Origin of the sequence: Arenibacter sp. P308M17 (assembly GCF_003426735.1) — a bacterium.
GTDB lineage: Bacteria > Bacteroidota > Bacteroidia > Flavobacteriales > Flavobacteriaceae > Arenibacter.
On record NZ_QVON01000002.1, the window covers coordinates 837495 to 859580 of the forward strand.

Annotated in this window: 19 protein-coding genes; 13 read left to right on the plus strand and 6 right to left on the minus strand. The window is 41.6% G+C overall.

Features of this window, described 5'->3' with window-relative positions; all coding sequences use genetic code 11:
* Positions 1–19 precede the first annotated feature (19 nt).
* The gene (locus D0S24_RS07505) at positions 20–625 is read left to right on the plus strand and encodes an NAD(P)H-dependent oxidoreductase (protein ID WP_117019212.1); all 606 of its coding nucleotides are present in this window, start codon (positions 20–22) and stop codon (positions 623–625) included.
* The gene (locus D0S24_RS07510; protein WP_117019213.1) at positions 622–2514 is read left to right on the plus strand and encodes a monovalent cation:proton antiporter-2 (CPA2) family protein; all 1893 of its coding nucleotides are present in this window, start codon (positions 622–624) and stop codon (positions 2512–2514) included. The genes D0S24_RS07505 and D0S24_RS07510 overlap by 4 nt, the downstream gene beginning before the upstream one ends.
* Positions 2515–2562: 48 nt before the next feature.
* On the opposite strand, the gene D0S24_RS07515 is transcribed toward D0S24_RS07510, so the two are convergent.
* On the minus strand, positions 2563–2844 hold the full coding sequence (locus D0S24_RS07515; protein ID WP_251795742.1) for a DUF983 domain-containing protein: 282 nt from the start codon (positions 2842–2844) through the stop codon (positions 2563–2565).
* A 199-nt stretch (positions 2845–3043) separates the two neighbouring features.
* Between D0S24_RS07515 and D0S24_RS07520 the strand changes: the two genes are divergently transcribed.
* Entirely contained in the window at positions 3044–3919 is an 876-nt protein-coding gene (locus D0S24_RS07520; RefSeq protein ID WP_117019214.1) for an AraC family transcriptional regulator, read from the plus strand.
* Positions 3920–4062: 143 nt separating this feature from the next.
* Here the strand turns inward: D0S24_RS07520 and D0S24_RS07525 are convergent, their stop codons facing one another.
* From D0S24_RS07525 to D0S24_RS21430, 4 genes are all read right to left on the minus strand, one after another.
* Positions 4063–4521, minus strand: coding sequence for an Lrp/AsnC family transcriptional regulator (locus D0S24_RS07525; protein WP_181938045.1), 459 nt, complete (start codon positions 4519–4521; stop codon positions 4063–4065).
* 894 nt (positions 4522–5415) lie between these two features.
* Positions 5416–6720 carry a sulfatase-like hydrolase/transferase gene (locus tag D0S24_RS07530; protein WP_251795743.1) on the minus strand — a complete coding sequence of 435 codons (1305 nt, stop codon included), beginning with the start codon at positions 6718–6720 and terminating at the stop codon, positions 5416–5418.
* Between the two features lie 7 nt (positions 6721–6727).
* Positions 6728–8200, minus strand: coding sequence for a sulfatase (locus tag D0S24_RS07535; protein ID WP_220377734.1), 1473 nt, complete (start codon positions 8198–8200; stop codon positions 6728–6730).
* Positions 8201–8361: 161 nt separating this feature from the next.
* A complete protein-coding gene (locus tag D0S24_RS21430) occupies positions 8362–8463 on the minus strand; it encodes a RagB/SusD family nutrient uptake outer membrane protein (protein ID WP_220377735.1) in 102 nt (33 codons plus the stop codon).
* Here D0S24_RS21430 and D0S24_RS07545 point away from each other — a divergent pair.
* The 9 genes from D0S24_RS07545 (at position 8463) to D0S24_RS07585 (ending at position 20639) form a co-directional block, all read left to right on the plus strand.
* Positions 8463–8678, plus strand: a complete 216-nt coding sequence (locus D0S24_RS07545; RefSeq protein WP_117019216.1) for a sigma factor-like helix-turn-helix DNA-binding protein — start codon at positions 8463–8465, stop codon at positions 8676–8678. The two genes, D0S24_RS21430 and D0S24_RS07545, sit on opposite strands and share 1 nt — an antisense overlap.
* A gap of 87 nt (positions 8679–8765) precedes the next feature.
* Positions 8766–9074, plus strand: a complete 309-nt coding sequence (locus tag D0S24_RS07550) for a hypothetical protein (RefSeq protein ID WP_147321437.1) — start codon at positions 8766–8768, stop codon at positions 9072–9074.
* Between the two features lie 432 nt (positions 9075–9506).
* Entirely contained in the window at positions 9507–11876 is a 2370-nt protein-coding gene (locus D0S24_RS07555) for a TonB-dependent receptor (protein ID WP_117019218.1), read from the plus strand.
* Between the two features lie 49 nt (positions 11877–11925).
* Positions 11926–12702, plus strand: a complete 777-nt coding sequence (locus D0S24_RS07560) for a DUF4625 domain-containing protein (RefSeq protein WP_117019219.1) — start codon at positions 11926–11928, stop codon at positions 12700–12702.
* 55 nt (positions 12703–12757) lie between these two features.
* Positions 12758–13237, plus strand: coding sequence for a DUF4625 domain-containing protein (locus tag D0S24_RS07565; RefSeq protein ID WP_117019220.1), 480 nt, complete (start codon positions 12758–12760; stop codon positions 13235–13237).
* 576 nt (positions 13238–13813) lie between these two features.
* Complete coding sequence (locus D0S24_RS07570; RefSeq protein WP_117019367.1) at positions 13814–16054, plus strand: hypothetical protein; 2241 nt, start codon at positions 13814–13816, stop codon at positions 16052–16054.
* 152 nt (positions 16055–16206) lie between these two features.
* Positions 16207–17628, plus strand: coding sequence for a DUF3748 domain-containing protein (locus D0S24_RS07575; RefSeq protein ID WP_220377736.1), 1422 nt, complete (start codon positions 16207–16209; stop codon positions 17626–17628).
* 10 nt (positions 17629–17638) lie between these two features.
* Positions 17639–19768, plus strand: a complete 2130-nt coding sequence (locus tag D0S24_RS07580) for a two-component regulator propeller domain-containing protein (RefSeq protein ID WP_117019222.1) — start codon at positions 17639–17641, stop codon at positions 19766–19768.
* 43 nt (positions 19769–19811) lie between these two features.
* Positions 19812–20639, plus strand: coding sequence for a glycerophosphodiester phosphodiesterase family protein (locus tag D0S24_RS07585; RefSeq protein ID WP_181938046.1), 828 nt, complete (start codon positions 19812–19814; stop codon positions 20637–20639).
* A gap of 6 nt (positions 20640–20645) precedes the next feature.
* On the opposite strand, the gene D0S24_RS07590 is transcribed toward D0S24_RS07585, so the two are convergent.
* Positions 20646–21104, minus strand: a complete 459-nt coding sequence (locus D0S24_RS07590; protein WP_117019224.1) for a nuclear transport factor 2 family protein — start codon at positions 21102–21104, stop codon at positions 20646–20648.
* Positions 21105–21226: 122 nt separating this feature from the next.
* Between D0S24_RS07590 and panB the strand changes: the two genes are divergently transcribed.
* Complete coding sequence (gene panB, locus D0S24_RS07595) at positions 21227–22045, plus strand: 3-methyl-2-oxobutanoate hydroxymethyltransferase (RefSeq protein ID WP_117019225.1); 819 nt, start codon at positions 21227–21229, stop codon at positions 22043–22045.
* The last annotated feature ends 41 nt before the right edge of the window (positions 22046–22086 follow it).

Genomic DNA, 22086 nt, shown 5'->3' on the forward strand with positions numbered 1-22086 from the left:
TTTGATTAATTTTAAAAGTATGAACCGAATATTAATTTTGTTTGCCCATCCAAAATTTGAACAGTCCAGAGCAAACAAGGCCCTCGTCAAAAAAATTGAAAATAAAGAGGGGGTTACCTTTCATGACCTCTATGAGCGCTATCCCGATTTCAACATAGATATCATAAAAGAAAAAAAACTGTTGACAGATCATGATGTAATTATTTGGCACCATCCCTTTTATTGGTACAGTTGCCCTCCTTTAATGAAACAATGGATGGATGTTGTTCTGGAATTTGGTTGGGCCCATGGTCCCAATGGAAGGGCGCTTCAAGCAAAAAAGTGTTTAAACGTAATTACCACGGGAGGAACCAGGGCCGTTTACTGCTCCGAAGGAAACCATAATTATTCCGTACACGAATTTTTGCGCCCCTTTGAGCAGACTGCCCGACTTTGTGGAATGGAATACCTTCCCCCTTTCACGGTTATGGGAACCCATAACCTGTCCGATCAGGAGCTGGATACATATACCTTCCAATACGAACAATTGATAGATGGATTACTACAAGGCCTTCCTTTTAGCAAGATCAATAACTGTGAGTTCTTAAACGACACGCCCCAACTAAATAAAGTAACTTCCAAATGAGCGGTAGCATACTCTTTGCGGCAATTGTTTTTCTGGCCGGTGCCATTATTTGCGTTCCCATAGCCAAAAGATTGGGCCTGAGTTCCGTTCTTGGCTACCTCCTGGCCGGAATACTGATAGGACCTTATATTTTGGGCTTTGTAGGTGATGAAGGCCAGGACATACTTCACTTTGCAGAATTTGGAGTTGTTATGATGCTATTTCTAATAGGCCTGGAGATAGAACCAAAGCACTTTTGGCAAATGAGGAAAACCATAATTGGTATGGGCGGAGCCCAGGTATTGGGTACCATGCTGGTTTCCTACCTTTTATTTGCCTCCATTGGATTTGATTGGAAGGTTTCACTGATCATTTCCATGGCAGTTTCCCTCTCTTCCACTGCCATAACCCTGCAGACAATCAAGGAAAATGGTTTGATGGATACTACCTATGGGGCATCTTCGTTTTCCATTCTTCTGTTTCAGGATATCATCGTTATTTTTATGTTGGCGGTCATCCCCCTGCTCTCCAATACTAAAAAGGCCGTTGTTACCAACGACCATTCGGAGCATATCTATCTACTTGAAAATTTACCCTTGGGTTTTCAGGCCTTGGCCATTTTCCTATCTGTAGTGATTATTGTTCTTGCCGGCCGTTACTGCTTTGTTCCCATGTTGCGGTTGGTAGCCAAAACCAGGCTCAGGGAGCTACTGTCCGCCTCTGCCCTCCTTATCGTAATCGCCCTTGCCTACCTTATGGAATTGGTGGGACTTAGTCCGGCCTTGGGGGCGTTTTTGGGAGGGGTGGTATTGGCTACCAGTGAATTTAAACATGAACTGGAAAGTAATTTGCAGCCCTTCAAAGGCCTATTGCTGGGCCTGTTCTTTATGGCTGTCGGTGCTTCCATCAATTTTATCGTTATTGCAAATAATCCTTTAATTATCAGCGGTTTGGTCATCAGTGTTATCGTTTTAAAGGCCTTGATCCTATTTTTGGTCGGAGCTATTTTTAAACTCAAGACAGACCAAAGCCTGCTCCTCACGGTAGGGCTGGCCCAAATTGGGGAGTTTGCCTTTGTCCTGTTTTCCTTTGCCTTTCAATTGAATATTCTGGACAAGGCCGCTTTGGATATGATGTTGGTGGTGACCGCCCTTAGCATGACCCTTACGCCCATACTCGGAATTATAAATGAACGATTCATCTTGCCGCGTGTTGGTACAAAAAAAATGGAAAACAGACCGTTGGACCATATTGCAAAGACCCACAATGTTATTTTGGTAGGTTTTGGTCATTTTGGGAGTACGATCGGCAGGTTCCTCAGATCCTATGGCATTGAAGCCACTATATTGGATAACGATTCCAACCGTGTAGATCTTCTAAGAAAAATGGGATTCGAAGTCTACTATGGCGATGCCACGCGAATAGACCTTTTGGAATCGGCAGGAATAGCAGAGGCCAAGATTTTGATATCGGCAATTGACAATAGTGATCACGTAAGGCATTTGACCAAAATGGTCAAAGAAAAATATCCAAACGTAAAGTTGATGTTGCGCGCAAAAAACAGATACGATGCCTATGATTTACTAAATATGGGTGTTGAGGATGTTTACCGGGAATCTTTGGATACCTCTGTCAGGATGGCCAGTGACGCACTGAACTATTTGGGCTTTAGAAAATACACCATATACAGACAAGCCCAAAAATTTATCCAGTATGATGAGGAAAGCCTGAGACGCCTATCGGACAAGCCCCAAACCAGGGAAGAATATATTTTTAAGGCCAAAGAAGAAATCGAACAGCAGGAAAAACAGTTGGAAGAAGATCTAAAAAGAGGCATTATCGAATATGACAATCATTGGGATAGCGAACAAATGAGAGCTGCCCATAAATTGCCCAGGAATAAAATATAAATTCCAATAATATTTATTGAACCCCAGAGCCCTCGCCGGATAGTTCCTCTAAATTTCCCCCGATGCCGGAAGCTTGGTGGATTTGGTCTTGGTAAAAATATACATCCAAATAATTCTGGATAGCCTAAAATTTATAGTACTCAGTAATATGGCCAATACTACCACTCCAAAAAAGGTAGTAGTGAGGGACATGCCCAGAATAAAATAGGAAATAATGGAAAAAGTTATAAACTCGGCTGCTGTAAGTGCATAACTGACAAACATGGCTCCAAAGAAAAAACCGGGTTCCCTTTCAAATTTAAAATTGCATTTATTACACCTCTCATACATTGTAGGGATTCTAAATAGCAACAGATTTCCTTTTGAACTAAAGATTTTTGATTTCTTACAACTCGGGCACTCTCCCCTTAAAATAGATGAAATAAGCATAACAATGGAAAATTGATCTTGCAAATGTAAGCTTTTTAGACTATATAATGGTTGTACACAATTCGCCATTTTTTGTACATTTAGGACATATATTCCATATATGAAAACCATACCTATTTTAAATATCACTGCATTTGAAGCTGATTTATCCCACTCCCAATTTTACTGCAATGACATAAAGGAACACTTGGAGCGCAACAAAAACCACTTCCACAAACCACATAAGCACAATTTTTATCTATGTGTACTTTTTTCCCAAGGCACCGGCATACATGAAATAGATTTCAATACATATGAAATAGTACCTGGAAGTGTGTTTTTCCTGAGACCCGGGCAGACGCATTACTGGAAATTTAATACGGCACCCGAGGGGTATATCTTTTTTCATACCCATGATTTTTACGAGCTATATGTATCCAAGAGCAAACTGGAACAATTTCCGTTTTACCATACCTATGAAAATGAACCCATGCTACAATTAACTACCAAGGAGATCGGTTTATCCGAATCCAGGTTCAAGGAACTTTACCATGAATATAAGACCCATAAAGCCTATAAAGCCCAGAAATTGGCCAGCCTCATAAATACGGCCTACATAGATTTGGCTAGGCAGTATCTCACCAAAGAAAACATTAAAAAAATAAGCTCTACTACCTATTCGGATACCATGAGGTTATTGGAGAAATGCATAGAAGATCATTTTAGAACCGAGAAGTCGGTCCAATATTATGCAGATTATTTGAACATTACCCCCAAGCATTTGAACAGAATCGTGAGGGCGACTTTGGGCAGAACTACCACAGATGTAATTATGGATCGCGTTATCTTGGAATCCAAGCGATTAATTGTACATTCCGGCAATTCTTTATCCGATATTTCGGAGAGTTTAGGTTATCGGGATTATGCCTATTTCTCCCGATTGTTTAAATTGAAGACAAATATGACCCCACGGGAATTTAAAAAGAGCTATAGCTAGATGGTTAGTATTGAGATACTAGAATTGAGATGCTAGATACTAGATTCTAGATATTTAGATGCTAGATGTTTACAACTTCAACTTTATAACTTTAAACCTTCCAACTTTCAACTTTAAGTCCACTACTATCGGAAAAACCTGAATTACTCAAAACATATGTGCCTGTTCATGTTCTCTTCAACGGACATAAAGGATTCTACTCCTTTTATCCCATCAATGGTCAAAATGGTATCCTGATATACCTTACGGTAATGCATACTATCCCTAGCGTGCATTTTAATAAAAATATCATACTTACCGGTACTGTGGTGAATTTTGACAACCTCGGGCACCTTCTCCAAGGCCAATATAACTTGCTTGTACATAAAACTTTCACGCAGATAAACCCCTAAAAAAATGGTCATTTTCCATCCAATCTTACTATAGTCCAGGTTTAGGGTAGCACCCTTTATCAATCCCAAATTGATCATTTTCTTGGTCCTTGCATGAACCGTGCCTGGCGAAATACCCGCTTTCTTCGCTACCTCGGTATAGGGCATCTGTGCATTGTCTGCCAATAAACTTAAAATTTTGAAATCCATTTCATCTATTCTATCTTTCATATTGTTCAATTTTAGATCACCTAGATCATTAAATGGCTGTTGCCCATATTGCATCAGTTACAAAAAGATGAGTTTTATTCTGATAATTATACGTTTCAGTAAATTTAATTCATCGTTTAACGAAAAACACTAATTATATGATAATAAAAAGATGTAATAATAATTTTATATCATTTTTCAGAAGTAAGATTTTTCATATTATTAAAAATTGCTTTTCATTTCCAACGTTGGCTTGGAAGACCCTTAGAAAGCAATCGGCAAAAAACTGACAAATCATTAATAAAAAGTGATCAAAATTATCAATATTCCCTCCGAAACTTATTTCAGCCGCCAATTATTGGGCTATATAAAATCAACCTTTTTTTTGACATCCGGGGTTTTGGAACTGAATGTAATTCCTTGGCGATAACTGGATGATATGTCGGCAAAAAGCAGTAAGGAGTAAGCAGTAAGCAATTGGCAAAAAAACGGATTTCACTGCCCAAATAATAAACAATAAAGGAACAATGGTTTCCCAATGTTCCTTTTTCAACTCAATCAACTAACAAACTCAAATTTTTATTGTTTATAAGAGGTATTACAGTACATGACAAAATTCCTTTTAGAAAGATTTTCCTCAGTTTTTGATCCCGACCCTAAAGCCCGCCTGTCCGCCCGTTCCGGTACGGACGGGAACGAAGTAATCTGGCAGGGGAGAAATCAAGAAAAATCAGGCTCCCTTTAGTCCCGATAGCTCTATCGGGAGAGGTAAAACTGATTTTCCAAGTAACTTTATTCAGACCATTTTTGTCATTTACTTAAAAGAGGTATAAAAAATACCGCTGCAATTTTTCTTGAAAATTAAATGGAGTGTCCATAGCTAACCACTATAATCCCAGCTGTGCCGGCAGAAAATCATTTATAACTTTTCAATACCTCTTGAAATTGTTCCAATGTTGTTTTGGACTCCCCGGAAAGGTGGGATATTTTGAGTGGATCTATCTCTAAAATATCCTGTTCCAAATTATAGAACTCCCCATTTCCATATAACTTCCACTTTTTATTCTGGACGTATCTCCTTGCTTTAAATTTACCCCAATTGGGGTCATAATGGCAAAAGATCCAATCGCGGGTTTCAGAATTATTACCCAATAATTGTGGAAAAAAGCTAATTCCGTCCAAGAACATGGCTTCCTTTTTTTCTAAGCGGGAACAGTCCAATAAGGTAGGTAGGAAATCTGTGAAATCAATTAAATTGTCGTTTACACTTTTAGGAGCTATTTTTCCCTTCCAATTGGCTATCAAGGGAACGTGGGTACCGGCATCGGTCGTCTGGCCTTTGTTTCCTTTTACTAAGGAGCCATTGACCATGGAGCTTACTTTAATGTCCGTACCATTATCGCCAACAAAAAGAATGAGTGTATTTTCACGAATCCCAAGTTCATCCGTTTTTTTAACAATGCTTCCTACTATCATATCCATATAAGTGACCATTTCCCCAAAATAAGCAGGGTCGTTCACTTTTGAACTGGAATCGAAGTCCGAAAAACCTTTGTTTAAGGGAGTGGGCACAAACGGGTCATGGGTAAGGGCCATAGGGTAGTAAACAAAAAAGGGGGAATCTTTATTGTCTTCCATAAAGGAAACAATTTTTTGTAGAAAAATATCAGGACCATATTTACCGGGATAGGTTTGTGTACCCCCATTTTTGGTACTTAACTTTGGATCTTTGTAACGCGATCCCAATTGATCTATTTGCCAAAGGCAATAATCATCAAACCCAGCTTTTTCTGGAGTGGTTCCAATCTTGTTCCCTGCTAATTGCTGTTGATTCGGATTCCCCAGCAGCTGCCATTTTCCGGCAATGTACGTGCTATAACCTGCTTCCTTCATATAATGTCCAAATGTTTTCTCCTTTGGATCCAGCAGTCCGAAGCCGATATAATTTCTATTGTTATACTTTCCGGTCATTAACTGTACACGGGACGGAGTACAGAGCGGCATGGAATAACAATGGTCAAACCGCATACCCTCCTCGGCAAGCCGGTCTAGATTCGGGGTCCGGTAGCTTGTACCTCCATAAGTTCCCAAAGCCTCATAACCCAGGTCATCGGCCATAATGAGGATGATGTTGGGTTTATTTTGGGACATGGCCTCCATACCGCCCATCAGTGTTATGGATAGCATCATAAAATACGTCCTCATCAATTTCTTCCTCATAATATGGTCAGTTTATTAAATTTCCGGCCTTTCTTACATTTTCACCGATACGTCCGGTAAGTTCATCCCCAAGGTCTTTCCTTGCTTTTTCGGCCAATTGCTTTAAGTCCTCTACCACCTCCGGATAAAGTACCTTTACATCGTAATCTTCCCCCGGATCCCTTCTAAGGTCGAACAGTGCAATTGAATCAAATTCAACTTGGGTGGTAGGCCCCGGAAAGCCATCATTCCCTGGTAAATTATTCCTATAGGACCGATGTTTATGTGGAAACACCAATTTCCAATTATCCTTCCTAACGGCCTCCAAATTATTGCTGCCGTAATAATAATATAAATGATTCCTTGGATTGGCATTCTTCTCACCTTTGAGCAATGGCAAAATATTGACCCCATCTATTTTGTGGCCGGGCAAATCCCCCCCTGTAATGGCACTGATCGTTGGCAGGATATCTATTGTGGATGCTATATTGTTGCAAATGGTTCCTTCCAGAACCACATTGGGCCACCTCACTATACAAGGTTCCCGTTGTCCTCCTTCCCAACTGGTTCCCTTGCCCTCGCGCAATCCACCACTGGAGCCGGCATGATTTCCATAGTTCAGCCATGGTCCATTGTCACTTGTAAATATGACCAATGTATTTTCATCCAATCCGTTATCCTTGAGGGCTTTTAAAATTTGGCCTACGGACCAATCCAATTCCATCATAAGATCGCCATAAAGCCCAATTTCGCTTTTTCCTTTAAATTTATCCGATACCGCAATGGGCACATGCGGCATGGAATGGGGAACATAGAGAAAGAATGGCTTTTCTTTATTTCTGCCTATAAAATCGACCGCCTTTTCCGTATATATCGTAGTAAGCTCGGCTTGGTCTTCCAGTGTCCGTATTTCCCTGACCATATCATTACCTTCCATAAATGGTAAAGGTGGAAATGCCTTTTTCCTCCAATTTGAGGTATCGGCAATGGCTTTACCGTCATAATCTACCGGCCACATATCATTGGAATAGGGTAAACCGGTGAATTCGTCAAATCCATGCTGTAGGGGTAAAAAAGCTTTGGCGTCGCCCAAATGCCATTTTCCAAATATGGCGGTGGCATAGCCTTTGTCCTTAAGCATTTCCGCTATGGTAATTTCATTGGGATTGAGGCCTTTTTTGGCATTGGGAAATAAAGCGCCGCTAATTCCTATCCTATTGGGATAACAACCGGTCAATATTCCCGCTCTGGAAGCACTGCAAACTGCCTGGGCCGCATAAAAGTTTGTAAACCTCATTCCTTCCTTTGCCATCCTATCCAAAGAAGGAGTGTTATAATCGGTAGCACCATAGGATCCTATATCCCCATAACCCAGGTCGTCCATGAAGATAAGAACAATATTGGGGGAATTGGCTGTAGTATTCTTTGGACCGGTATCATTGCCACAACCAAACATGGAGATCAATACCGGAACAAGCAAGTGTTTTATTTTCAGGCTCATCAATATTATGTTTAATTATTTTCTTAAATATAATGACAAAATTCGATCCAACTTTTTTCCGATAAATCCGTATGGAACGAATTTTGCCATGTACTGATGTTCATGTTCAGTCAATCCTAAACCTACGGGAAATTTAAACTTTGACTGGACACTAGCACCTTTTACCAATTGGGGTTTTGTTCCAGGTTGGGGTTCAAAATAAGCTCATCCTGAGGAATTGGGGACAAATAGTCCTGGTCTTCCCTAAAGCCATAGGACGGCAATAAATGACCTGCCCCCCAAATGCCGACAAATCTTCATCTTAAGTAAAAAGGAGGGGCTGGACAATATTGAAATTGCCGAGTATTTGGAAGTATCCCGTAAAACCGTTGAGAACCAAATAACCAAAGCCTTTGCAATACTAAGAAAGAAATTGGGCGAAAAATACGAAACCATTCTAATGTTTGTTTTTGGTATCCATACCAAAAAGTTGATTTAGTGCAGGTTAAGGACAATAACCAAAGGTTGGCAACAATTCATGTTTTATTAACATAATTTTTTGGTGTATTTTAGTAAGTTTGTTCCTGTGAAAAATGGTCCTCTAAAAAATAGCATCACTTATTTCTTCCTGTTCCTTCTCATTTCGATGAAGTTGGCAGGACTTCATGTGCTGCCCCATACGGATGACAAGGACCATGCTATTCATTGTAGTATTTGTGACCAAGCCATTTCGAACAACCTGACTCCGGCACTTGCCCCTGAAGAACAGGATTTCACTATTGCAAATACGGAACCGATTTTTCGGACCGGGATAATTGAAAACTATCATTTCATTGTCTCGAATACTATTGCCACAGACCAGCTCTTTTCCCGGCCCCCTCCTTCCCTATTATAAGTTTTCCTATACATTTAACTGATTAAGTGATTAAGAGTACGATTCGTTGAATCGTTACATCGCCATTATACGGAATTTAAATCCCGGGTAAATGATGATGGTTATGGTATAAGGACGGCCACTGCCGTTCTCCAATTGACTTGATATAAGCAGTTGGTTTTCGGACTAAAGGCGCCGGATTACCATCAATTTCAAGCTCTTCCAATGTATAGGTTTGTGATGGTCCTTTCACAAGTGTCATGTCAATGCTATTGTGTCGTTTAAGTCGTCGTTATTTTTTATCTGGCCAAGGCAAAAAAACGTTGCATATCCGTAGCTACGGAACTGTTTTTTAACGAAGGCCGGGGGAAAAAGAACAAGACTTGGAATGGCTAAAGTAGGATTGACAGGACACTAACTAGGTCAATTGTTCAAATCTTATAGTTTCCCATTATGTTTTATAAAATACTGGGTGCATGGCTATATTTTAGCCTATGCTCCCTTGCCGTTGCACAGGAATCCTTTGAAGTAAAAGGGTCTGTAATAAATGCAGGCACCTTAGAACCCATTGAAGGCGTCAATATCATAGGCAAAGGCCTATTTGCAATTTCGTCGGCCAACGGAGAATTTACCATAAGAAATGTGGCTGAAGGTATCCACTCTTTTACCATATCCCACCTAGGCCACTCCTCCAAAACAGTTACCGTCAAGGTGGGACCGGAAATGGAGGAGGTGAAGGTTTTACTAGTGGAGTCTGCTACCAATCTTGAAGAAGTGGCGGTATACGGCAAAACTACAAGTAGAAAAGCCCAAGAACTTCCAACGGCATCACATCAGGTCTACAAAGATTTTTTAGAGGAAAATAGGGAAAACAGCCTTATGCAGACGCTGAAAAAAATCCCAGGAGTAAGCACGATCACCATTGGGTCCGGGCAGTCCAAACCTATAATTCGGGGATTGGGCTTCAATAGGGTTGCCGTAGTTCAAAACGGAATAAAGCATGAGGCGCAGCAATGGGGCAGCGACCATGGACTCGAAATAGATCAGTATGGCATAGAAAATATGCAGATCATAAAGGGACCGGCCTCCTTGCTGTACGGCTCGGATGCTATCGCCGGAGTAGTCGATATACAGCCTTCCGCCATTCCCAAGCCAAATTCATTTGTTGGAGATCTCAACCTTTTGGGCGAAAGTAACAATAATTTATTGGGCCTATCCACAGGAATAGTCTCCAGAAAGGACAAGTGGTTCTATAGGGCGCGTTTAACCTTTAGGGATTATGGCGATTACAAAGTTCCGACAGACAGGATCAATTATGAGAACTATATTTTTGAATTGCACCATAACCATTTAAGGAACACGGCCGGGGAGGAAGCCAACGCCGCTTTTAGTGTTGGATATGTTGCAGATCATATAAAATCGGAGACCTTTTTTAGCAATGTGTACGCCAAGAACGGTTTTTTTGCCAATGCCCACGGTCTGGAGGTTAGAAATTCAAACATAGATTATGACAGATCCTCCAGGGATATAGATCTCCCCCATCATGTAGTAAACCATTTTAAGGTGACCAATACTACTACGATAGCCAAAGGCAAGCACAGTTTACAGTTCGATATCGGGTTTCAGAACAACTATAGGGAAGAACATTCCGAACCCGTTCCCCATGGGCATATGCCCAAGCCGGAGGAGAGCAAGGAAAGGCAATTTAATAAAAACACCTACTCCATCAATATCAGGGATGCCTTCAATCCGGACCAAAGGAACGATATCGTAATCGGAATGAATGCGGAACTACAACAAAACACCATTGGAGGGTGGGGATTTTTGATTCCCGGATACCATCGGTTTACCCTCGGGATTTTTGCTTACGATCAAATAGAACTGAATCCAAACCTACATCTTCAGGCCGGGGTACGGTACGATTATGGCCTTTTGGATACAAAGAGCCATTATGATTGGTTCCGAACTCCAGTAGATAACCCCGACGGTACCACCTCACAGGTATTTTTACAGCGGGCTCAGGATAAAACCCTTGCTTTTGGCAATTTTAGTGCCTCCACGGGCCTAAGCTTTATTCAAAACAATACCACTTTTAAAATAAATTTGGGAAAGAGCTTTAGAATGCCCTTGGCCAATGAACTGGCTTCGGATGGTGTTAATTACCATATGTATCGATTTGAAAGGGGGAACCTTGATCTGGATGCCGAAGAATCCTATCAAATGGATATCGATATCGACCATACCACCGAGCGTTTTAGCATAGGAATAAGTCCATTTATCAACCTCTTTGACAATTTCATTTATCTGAACCCTACCTCCAATTATTATGAGGCCCTTCAAATTTACGAGTACACCCAAAGTAAGGTGTTCCGGACCGGTGGGGAGATTAGGGCAAGTACGCGCTTATTTAAAAATTTGCAGTTGGATGCCTCTGGAGAATTTGTGTATTCAAGGCAGACCAGTGGTGCCAAAAAGGGGTTCACTTTACCTTTTTCCCCTCCCTTATCCGGTTTCTTCTCTGCCCGGTACCAGTTTAATAAGCTTTTGTTTTTTGATGCTCCGCAGCTCATTGCGGATTACCGGATTACTGCGGCGCAGAAGGAGATTGTTCCCCCGGAGGAAAAAACCGAAGGTTACCGTGTTATGCACCTTTCATTTATGGGCAAAATACCCATGTTCAAAGAGAATATCCCCGTTGGCATACGGTTAAAAATCAACAATGTGTTTAACACCGAATATTTTGACCATACCAGTTTTTACAGACTTATCGATGTGCCCGAAGCGGGCAGGAACATCTCATTGTCCATAACCGTACCCTTTTAATAAACAAGAACAATTAATAACTAAATAGTAATCCTTTAAATTAAACATTATGAAGACAAATTTTAAATTTTTAGCAATCATTGCCTTTACAGGAGTCATTTTACAATCATGTAGCAATGACGATGATAATCTGGCACTCAACGCTCCGGCAATCTCCAATTTTGAATATGGGGAAGGCAGTAGCCATTCAACAGAACGGGTCGCCTACAAGGGATCGGACATCCATTTTGAGGCTGAAATAAGTGCAGAGGCCGTGGTGAGCAGTATTAGCCTGGACATCCATGCACATGACCTGACCCCCGGAGAAGCTGAGGTAGAATGGGATCATGAGCAGATCTTTACGGATACAGCTTATTTGGTGATGAATCCCATATTTCATGAGCACATTGATGTACCTTCCAATATTCCCGCGGGAGAATACCACATTACATTGACAGTGACGGACGAGCTGGGCAACAGCACTGAAATTGAAGGGCATATCGATATTTTGGACCCTATCGGCTTAAGTGACATTTCCATAGCCTCCTCTGTTGTTCGTGGAGATGATTTCCATGCCGAATTTATGGTGCATGCGGTACATGGCGTTCACAACATAACCGTAGATATTCATGCCCATGGTATTACACCGGGAGAGGGAGAAGTGGAATGGCATTTTGAAGAAGTCTTTACAGAAGGGTACCATGACCAAACGGAAGTGGAGTTCCACAAACACATAGATGTGCCGGTCACTGCCCCTGCCGGAGAGTACCATATGGTATTCACTGTAGAAGATGATGAGGGCAATACCGTAAACCACAGTGCCCATATAGATGTAGCAACAGAATAAAACAATGATACCGCACAGCTTCAGTAAAGGGGTTGTGCGGTTTAAAATTTACAGTATGAAATTAATATCAAAGTATTTTTATCCTCTATTTTTAATCGTACTTATTACCGCTTGCTCTAGCGATGCCGGTCTTGATAAAGATGACGAAAAACCTACTATTGGCATAAATCACAACGGTGGATTTCCTCAAGCCTGTGAAATACTCCAAAAAGGGGAAACCTATACCTTTAAGGCACAGGTAACGGACAATCAGGCGTTGGCCTCATACAGTCTCAATATCCATCATAACTTCGATCATCACACCCATGACGATCAAGGTGCCCAATGCGATCTGGAAGCTGTAAAGCAGGCCGTGAATCCGATGATCTTTATGGAAAATTATGACATTGCCAATGGGGGCACTACTTATGAAATTAACATTGAACTGACCATCCCAAAGGATATCGATAGCGGAAATTACCATTGTTCCTATTCCGTTACCGACGAAACCGGATGGCAAAGCAGAACATCGGTCGATATCAAAATCGTTGAATAAAATGAACTACCGCGACTAACGGCGTAATAGGTATTGAATCAAGACCACTAGGCTATTGGAACCAAGATACAAGACAGAGAATATTATCTAGGTATTGTCTTGACCAATAGCACATATAACATAAGCGTTTATTACAATCTTGATGTTGGTATAGTAATGGATTAATTACATAAAAGCAGTGCCGGAAAGCAAATGTCGGCACTGCTATTTTTTATTTAATTGGAGAAACATAGGCTAAGCTAAGTGCCAAACCAAGCAGAAAAAAACCTGCCACAAACATTCCCTTTTCACCATCCATATTCCCCATTTCCAAATAATCACATTTTCAAAATTTTCAAATCACCTCATTTTCACATTTTTAAATTGTTACATTATCAAAATTTCAATTATTCTAACACTTTATTTGAAATTTAAATAAGAAATCAATAATAAAGTTAATATATGATGTAAATCACGTAATATATAGGAAGTCCAATACCCTCAAAATGGGTTTATTTGTACAAGTGTTCTGTGAATTTCATTCAGGAATTCCTTACAGTCCATCTAATCTACTACAACCAAAAAATATTCATTGAAATGAAACAACGCTTTCGAAATTTATCATGGATTGTTCTCCTGGTGGGCATATCCTGTTCAGAGGCCCCAAAAGGGGAAACCGCTACAAAATCATTGCCCGTTTATAAGGATGTGCCCTATCTGCAGGATTATAGCATTAAATACGACAAACAAAGGGAGGATTTGGTGCTCTTCGAAGCTTTTATGGATCGTAATAAGGTTATCCAAGCCTCCTCATCGGACGGGATCTTACGTACCCATGATGGACAGTTCCTCTACCCCGGCGTCCTTTTACAGGATAAAACATACCGCCCTATTGCCGATAAGAATATCTCTTCAATGACCACCTTTCAGGACCAATTTGTCTACTTGGACGACAGGGCGGTACTCAGCAACGCCTGGGCAGGTAGCCTATACCTAAAGCACAACCTTCCCCAAGCGAATATGTTTGCTGCAGGAAATGATTTTGATTTCCTGATAAGCGAAGGACAATTGTTGCAATATGTTTCCAAAAATAATAAGGGTTGGCAGGGTGCCATGCCCAAGGGTATGGCCATAGCCATCAAATTCGACAAAAAGACCAACTCCTTCTGGATTTTGGGAGAAAAATCCGTTACCACCTTCAACCCTAAGGATAAAACCCTAAAAACCTTTTATGAAGGAAGTAATTTTACCTCCTTCGCCCTTTTGGACAATATATTAATAGTGACCACCTTGGATGGGTATTTCGAAGTGGATGCCACTTCCGGAAAACAGATTGGTGAAAAAAAGACCAAATTACCATGGACTGAAATTAACTATGTAGGGCAAATTAATGGAAATCTCTGGTTCGGATCCACCAAAGGGGCATTTATGCTGAAAGACGATGGCAAATTCAATTACTATTATGGAAAACGTTGGCTGCCGGACAACAATGTTAAACATATATCCAAAGGTACAGACGGTTCTATTCTGATGGTGACGGACAAGGGCCTTGGACAAATAGTATATGAAGAAATGACGCTTTTTGACAAGGCACAATATTATGAAAAACAGGTACGGGACAGACATATTAGACTAGGGTTCAATGCCACACTTGTGGATATGGAAAGTGGTAATTTTGATACGGGCCGACTTTCAGATTCCGATAACGACGGACTATGGACTACTATGTACCTGGCAGGAGAGGTTTTTCGCTATGCAGTGACCAAATCCGAAGACGCCCTTCAAAACTGTAGGGAATCTATGGACGCCATGGAAAGGTTGTTCAGTATCAATCCCGTTCCAGGATTTCCCTCCAGGTCCTTTGAGCGTAGTGGTTATATAGAAAGATTGGGAGATCCTGAAAGGTGGCAGCATACCAATGACCCCGAATGGGATTGGAAATCTACCACTAGTAGCGATGAGGCCATCGGGCATATCTTTGCCTATGGAGTCATGGCCGAATTAATGGACAACGATCTGAAAGATCGCGCTATTGTTCTTATAGACACCCTCATGAGCCATATTGTACGAAATGATATGTATATGGTAGATTTTGATGGCAAACCTACCACATGGGGCCGTTGGAACCCGGAATATGTTAATGCAAGACCCAAGATGGTAGGGGATCGTAAAATAAATGCCTCCAATATTATAGGCATGCTACAAACGGCCTATCATTTTACAGGAAAGGAAAAATACAAGGAAAAAGCCTTCGACCTAATGGATAACCATGGCTATCTCGACAATCTAATGTGGCCCATGGAGAAAGTGGCCAAGGCCCCGGATGATGCGGATGACTGGAGCAAAATGCTATCCGAATCCTGGAACCATTCCGATGATGAAATGTATTTTGTAGGGTATTGGGGACTTTATAGATATGCCTTTAACGACACCCTAAAAACCAAATTTAAAGAAGCCATCATTGACCATTGGGAAATTGAACGCCCTGAAAAAGAGGGTGCCTGGAATATTATGACCGCCCTCACCGGGACTGGGGAATTCGACTTGGAAGAAGCGGCCTGGTACCTTAGGGAACACCCAATGGACATGGTAGCTTGGGAGGTACTGAACAGTCATAGAAAAGACATTACTTTTATAGCACCAAATTTTAGGGAACAGACAACTAAAGAGGTATTGCCTCCTGATGAGCGCCGGGTACAAAGGCATAACGCCAACATGTTTACCCTGGATGGGGGTAGAAATGGTACGGAAGAATACTCTGCAGGGGATATCTGGCTATTGCCCTATTGGATGGGCAGGTACCTAGGGGTTATAAGTGCCCCTCAAAATAAGGATTGAAATTTGAATATAAAGAGAACAACCTCTGGGCAGGCCCACGAGGCATCATGCAAAAAACCTGAAAAACATTTCGACGCCCGCCTGAACGGATACGGACGGGCCTGTCTGCCAACAAAGGCTGGCAAGCGTTGGAGCATTTTAAATCTCACTTAGTGAGTAATAACGACCCAAGTAATAGTATGGACAACAAGAGAAAACTAATGAATTTAAATTTAGAATGTAGACCAATGCTCCTTCTCTTCATTACACCCATACTTTTTAGTGCCTGTGGACAAGACAATTATAAAATGGAAAGACAAATTACCCAAGATCTTACTTATAACCATGACCTGGACAATAATGACAATTTTTCCCCAGATGATGAATGGCTGGTGTATGACACCAGAACCGAGGAAGGAGGTATTGGGGCAAATAGTAAAATTGAAAAGGTGCATGTCAAGACCGGCGAAAAGGTAGTTTTGTACGAACTACAACAAAACAGGGCCTACGGTCCCGGGGTAGGAGCCGTAAGTTATAACCACACCAACAACGAAGTGGTTTTTATACATGGGTTATTGAATTGCTCCCTGGACAAACCCTATGAGCAATGGAGGAGGACCGGAGTAATAATCAAGGATGAACAACCTGGAAAGCCCATTTTTATGGATGCGAGGGATATATCCTTTCCATTTACAGTTGGGGCCCTGCGCGGGGGGACCCATAGGCATGAATTTAGTGGTGACGGAAAATGGATAGGCTTTACCTATAATGATGCCATAATGAAGAAACTTGAAGATTCCACTGGCCTTTCCCATAATCTTAGAACCATAGGGGTGTCTGTTATGCATCACCCGGTAACCGTGCCCGAATCCCATGGCGGGGAGAATTTTTCAGGGGAATGGTTCAGTGCGTTAGTCGTAAAAGTAGTACCGGAACCGGTGCCAGGTTCCGATGAAATTCTTAAGGCGGCGGGAGACAGCTGGGTAGGACGCGTAGGTTACCTAAAATCCGATGGAGCTACCCAAAGGGCAAGGGCCTTTATAGGCGCTACCCTAAATAATGAAGGAGAACAGGTAGATGAGGTCTATATAGTGGATATTCCTGAGGATATTACCGTTCAGGGCGATACTCCCCTAGAAGGTACGGAGACAAGCCTGCCCTCCCCGCCCAAAGGAACCCGCCAACGTAGGCTGACCTTTACTGCCAATAGCAAATACCCAGGTTGCGAAGGTATTGTGCGCTCCTCATATGAAGGAAGCATTCTTGCCTATCTGGCCAAAGATGACCATAACATTAAACAAATATTTACCATCTCACCATGGGGAGGCCAGGCCATACAGCGAACTTTCCATGACTCGGACGTACAAGGTCATTTTCGTTGGCATCCCAAAGAGCATAGCCTGGTATACGTATGGCAAAATTCCCTGATAGGTCTGAGCATTGAAGATGGCAAAAGTACGATCTTGACCAAGCCTTCCCAAAATCCGCCAAAAAATCCGGTGTGGTCCCACGACGGACGTAAAATAGCCTACAACCGCATAGTTTCCGAAAACGGAAATACACCTACCATGCAAATTTTTGTCATCGACCTTTAAATGCTACAATATGCATAGAATCCTATTTTCAATGAGCGTAATTCTTTATTTTTCCTCTGGAATCTGCGCACAGGAAACCGTATTTTACCAGGATGTTGCCCTAATCAATGGTATTTCCGAAGGACTTCCCAAAGGCAGTATCGATAAAATATTAATAGTGGACAATGCCCCAATGGCTACTTCCTCTTCGGGACAATTTGAATGGAGGAATTCCAAATGGATCTCCAACAATAAAAAAGGTTCGCCTACTACCCTACCTAATTTTAAGGGAATACCAAAGGAGGCAGGTAAGGTACTTAGTACAATACATTATAGGAATACCACCTATGTGGGATGTGAAAATGGACTGTATAAAAAATTGGACAACAACAAATGGAAACAGGAACTGCCCTACGATATAAATTATAGTTGGGCCCTAAAAGAGGTAGCTGCACTAACAGTGGATTCAAAAGACCGATTGTGGTTCGGTGCCAAACAAGGTATAGGCCGTTTGGAGAAAGGCGAATGGAAGCTATTTACCGGAAGGGAAGGGGTACCCTACAATCATTTCACCTGTGCTTCGCCCGGTTCAAAAGGTATGGTTTGGTTCGGTACTGAAAATGGGGCCTTCAGGGTAGACGATAATGTTTTTTTCTATAGGGCCAACCGCAGGTGGTTACCGGATAACCATGTAAACGCTATTGCCATTGATTCTTGTGGCACAGCCTGGATCGCCACCAGAAACGGCCTGGCCAAAATCGTTTCCCAGGAAATGACCTATACCGAAAAAGCGGCTTATTTCACAAAACAGGTAGAGGAAAGACATAACAGGATGGGATTTATCTGCCAAAATGATCTGAAAGAACAGTTCAATATAAACACCAATCAATTGGCCATTTCAGATAACGATGGGGAATATACCGCCATGTACGGGGCCGCACAGGCTTTCCGATACGCCATTACCAAAGATCCTGAGGCCAGGGAACTGGCCAATAGAAGCTTTTATGCCTTGAAGTGGCTGGTAGACATTACCCATGAACCAGGATTCCCTGCAAGGGTAATCATTCCTGTGGATTGGCATGAACCTGTTAATGAACAATACAGCAGGGAATACAATAGTAGGAATCAAAAAAACGACCCCTTCTGGAAAGATATCTTTCCTCGTTTTCCCCTTAGTGAGGACGGGAATTATAGGTGGAAATGCGATACCAGCTCCGATGAATTGGCCGGCCACTATTTTTATTATGGTATTTACCATGATTTGGTTGCGGAGACCAAGGAAGAAAGAGAAGCCGTTAAACAAGTGGTTGCGGACATTACCGATCACCTGATTCGCCATGGTTTCAAATTAGTGGACTATGACGGGAAACCAACCCGTTGGGGGAGTTTTGATCCGGATTATTTCAATTCCATTTGGGGCTGGGATCAACGCGGTTTAAATGCCATGATGATGCTTTCCTTTTTAAATGTGGCCTCCCATGTAACTGGAGACACCAAATATGAAGAAGTGGCCGAAAAGCTTCGGGAAGAGGAAAACTACGATATCTACGCCATGCATGCCAAAGAATTTTTTCCTCCGGAAAATGCGGTACCCTGGGACAATAATCTGGGCCTTATGAGTCTGTACGGCCTCATCAATTATGAAAAAAATCCGGAGAGGCAGATTATGTACCGTATTGCCCTAGAGAACGCCTGGTTACATATCAGTAAGCAAAAAAATGCCTTTTGGGACGGACTCTATGGTGCCATGGCCGGTTTTTTTACCCAAAAGGTGGACGAAGGTTTTTTTAAGCCCGAGGAACTATTTGTTGAAAATCCTTTATTTGCAAAGGCCTGTATTGACAGGTACTACGAAAGCAGCTTGGACAACCGCTACATGACGGAAACCTTACAGCGAATTCCATTGGATCTAATAGGCTATGATATGGACAACACCCACCGACTTGATATTTTACTGGACCCTACACCGGGCCAGGCCAAAGGTATGGGCTGGGGCAATGATACCTATGCCTTGCCAATAGACGAAAGGGGTCATGTAAGATTGGACCGTGATGCCACTGTTCTCCACGATAATGAAGGTAATGGATATGCGGAGCACGAAGGCACCTTTTACCTCCTACCCTACTATCTGGCCGCCTACCATAAGCTAATTAAGCAATAGGACACAATGGTACATTCCTGAAATGCTTTCAATAAAAAATCAAATGTGTGGATATTCTAAAATAATAGGGTTTATTTTCCTTTTATTCCTAGGTAGTGGCCATGCACAAAATGGACCGTTCAAACCTAAAAATGGCAACACCTATGTTATAGCCCACAGAGGTGAGCATAACGGAATTCCTGAAAATTCGCTGGCAGCATATCGGAAAGCCATAGATTTGGGGTGCGATTATATAGAAATTGATGTCAGGACCACCAAGGACAGGAAATTTGTAAGTGTACATAACGCAACCATAGACGCCTATGTTATCGGAAAAACCGGAAAGGTGGCCGATTTTACCTTGTCCCAATTACATGGCATGGATATAGGCATCAAATTAGGGGAAAAGTGGAGAAATACCAAAATTCCTACCTTTGAAGAAATCCTAGCGCTTTGCCAAGGAAAAATAGGAATCTATCTGGACCTAAAGGAAGCGGATCCCAAAGACTTGATCCCGTTCATTAAAAAATATGGGATGGAAGATGCCATTGTTTGGTACCTTCCTGCCAGCGCCCATAATGAACTAATTTCCATAAAGACCAACTGTCCGGAATGCCTTATAATGCCCGATCCCGGCAACAAAAGGAATATAAGGAAAGTGTTTAAAGACTATGCCCCCAAATATATGGCTTCGGACATGGGCAATATTTCTAAATCCTTTGTTAAGCAAATACATTCCAAAGAAGTCAAGGTCTTTGTAGACGATAATGGGGACGATCCCAAGAAATGGCATCAGAAATGGCAAAAATTACTTGATCTTGGGGTGGACGGTATTCAAACCGACCAGCCGCAAGCCCTGATAGAATTTATTTTAACTACAAAAAACCAATAGCCCCAATCAATTACAGCCCTCTTTTCTTCTTGTATCGATCAAATATATAATCTTCCAAAGGCCTTGGTCATTAAACAGTTGAAAAGAATTTACCCCACAATGGCTAAAGTTATCGTTTACCCAAAACTCATAGCTGGTCCATGCATTGGCCATAGGACCATCTATTTGGATATTATAGGTCCGTATCCTTTCTTCAAATTTGGTAGTGGAGGGAATGGATACGATCGATTTTAAAAATTGATGAAAATTTTCTGTTTTAACCTGCTCTGAACCCTCGGTATTTTTTACAATGGTCTGTAAAACAATATCCTCGGACACTATTTTTTTGATGGCCGTTGAATCTTGTTGGTGAAACGCCTTAAAAAAAGAATCAATTGTATTTTTGACCATCTCCTCTCCTCCATTTTGCGCCTCTATCCCAAACGCCAAAAACAACATAAAACAAGTGACAACAATTTTGTTCATGATATATGGATCGAAGCATCCATAAAAATAATCAAAAAAAATAAAAACATCGGAACTAACGATGGTAAGGTTGACGATTTTTGGAACAAATCATTACTTTTATCCCATCAAAAACATAATAGATGTCCACTGCCAAAAAAGAATACAAAAGAATTACCGTAAAATCTCTCGTGGATATGAAAAAAAACGAAGAGAAAATATCCATGTTGACGGCTTATGATTATTCTATGGCCAAAATTGTAGATGCCGCCAACGTAGATGTAATATTGGTGGGCGACTCTGCCAGCAATGTCATGGCCGGACATGAAACTACCCTGCCCATTACCTTGGACCAGATGATCTATCATGCCTCCTCGGTAATACGTGCCGTAAACCGTGCCCTAGTGGTCGTAGACATCCCTTTCGGAAGTTATCAAAGCGATCCCAAAGAGGCATTGCGCTCCGCTATCCGAATCATGAAAGAAAGTGGTGCCCATGCCGTAAAGGTCGAGGGTGGACAGGAAATAAAGGAATCTGTAAAAAGAATTCTAAATGCCGGCATCCCCGTAATGGGACATTTGGGCCTAACCCCTCAATCCATTTATAAATTTGGCACCTATACCGTAAGGGCAAAAGAAGATGAGGAAGCTCATAAACTCATTGAAGACGCCAAACTTTTGGAGAAAATGGGTTGTTTTGCCATAGTTCTTGAAAAAATCCCGGCCAAATTGGCCAAAGAAGTAGCAGAAAGTGTCTCCATTCCCATTATTGGCATTGGGGCAGGTAATGGTGTAGATGGCCAGGTATTGGTAATTCACGATCTTTTGGGGATAACCCAGGAATTCAATCCAAGATTCTTGAGAAGATACCTCAACCTATATGAGGAAATGGGCAATGCCATTTCCAAATATGTGGACGATGTAAAGACGAGGGACTTCCCAAGCGACGAAGAACAATACTAAAGACCGTACACAATTATCCCTACATAATACCGACCATTGTA

Excerpts from the sequence above, each read along its gene's own strand:
- D0S24_RS07520 (WP_117019214.1), top strand. The coding sequence starts at position 3,044 with ATGAAAACCATACCTATTTTAAATATCACTGCATTTGAAGCTGATTTA.
- D0S24_RS07510 (WP_117019213.1), top strand. The coding sequence starts at position 622 with ATGAGCGGTAGCATACTCTTTGCGGCAATTGTTTTTCTGGCCGGTGCC.
- D0S24_RS07580 (WP_117019222.1), top strand. The coding sequence starts at position 17,639 with ATGCATAGAATCCTATTTTCAATGAGCGTAATTCTTTATTTTTCCTCT.
- D0S24_RS07535 (WP_220377734.1), bottom strand. The coding sequence starts at position 8,200 with ATGAGCCTGAAAATAAAACACTTGCTTGTTCCGGTATTGATCTCCATG.
- D0S24_RS07585 (WP_181938046.1), top strand. The coding sequence starts at position 19,812 with ATGTGTGGATATTCTAAAATAATAGGGTTTATTTTCCTTTTATTCCTA.
- D0S24_RS07525 (WP_181938045.1), bottom strand. The coding sequence starts at position 4,521 with ATGAAAGATAGAATAGATGAAATGGATTTCAAAATTTTAAGTTTATTG.
- D0S24_RS07505 (WP_117019212.1), top strand. The coding sequence starts at position 20 with ATGAACCGAATATTAATTTTGTTTGCCCATCCAAAATTTGAACAGTCC.
- D0S24_RS07560 (WP_117019219.1), top strand. The coding sequence starts at position 11,926 with ATGAAGACAAATTTTAAATTTTTAGCAATCATTGCCTTTACAGGAGTC.
- panB (WP_117019225.1), top strand. The coding sequence starts at position 21,227 with ATGTCCACTGCCAAAAAAGAATACAAAAGAATTACCGTAAAATCTCTC.
- D0S24_RS07555 (WP_117019218.1), top strand. The coding sequence starts at position 9,507 with ATGTTTTATAAAATACTGGGTGCATGGCTATATTTTAGCCTATGCTCC.
- D0S24_RS07570 (WP_117019367.1), top strand. The coding sequence starts at position 13,814 with ATGAAACAACGCTTTCGAAATTTATCATGGATTGTTCTCCTGGTGGGC.
- D0S24_RS07565 (WP_117019220.1), top strand. The coding sequence starts at position 12,758 with ATGAAATTAATATCAAAGTATTTTTATCCTCTATTTTTAATCGTACTT.
- D0S24_RS07590 (WP_117019224.1), bottom strand. The coding sequence starts at position 21,104 with ATGAACAAAATTGTTGTCACTTGTTTTATGTTGTTTTTGGCGTTTGGG.
- D0S24_RS07530 (WP_251795743.1), bottom strand. The coding sequence starts at position 6,720 with ATGAGGAAGAAATTGATGAGGACGTATTTTATGATGCTATCCATAACA.
- D0S24_RS07515 (WP_251795742.1), bottom strand. The coding sequence starts at position 2,844 with ATGTATGAGAGGTGTAATAAATGCAATTTTAAATTTGAAAGGGAACCC.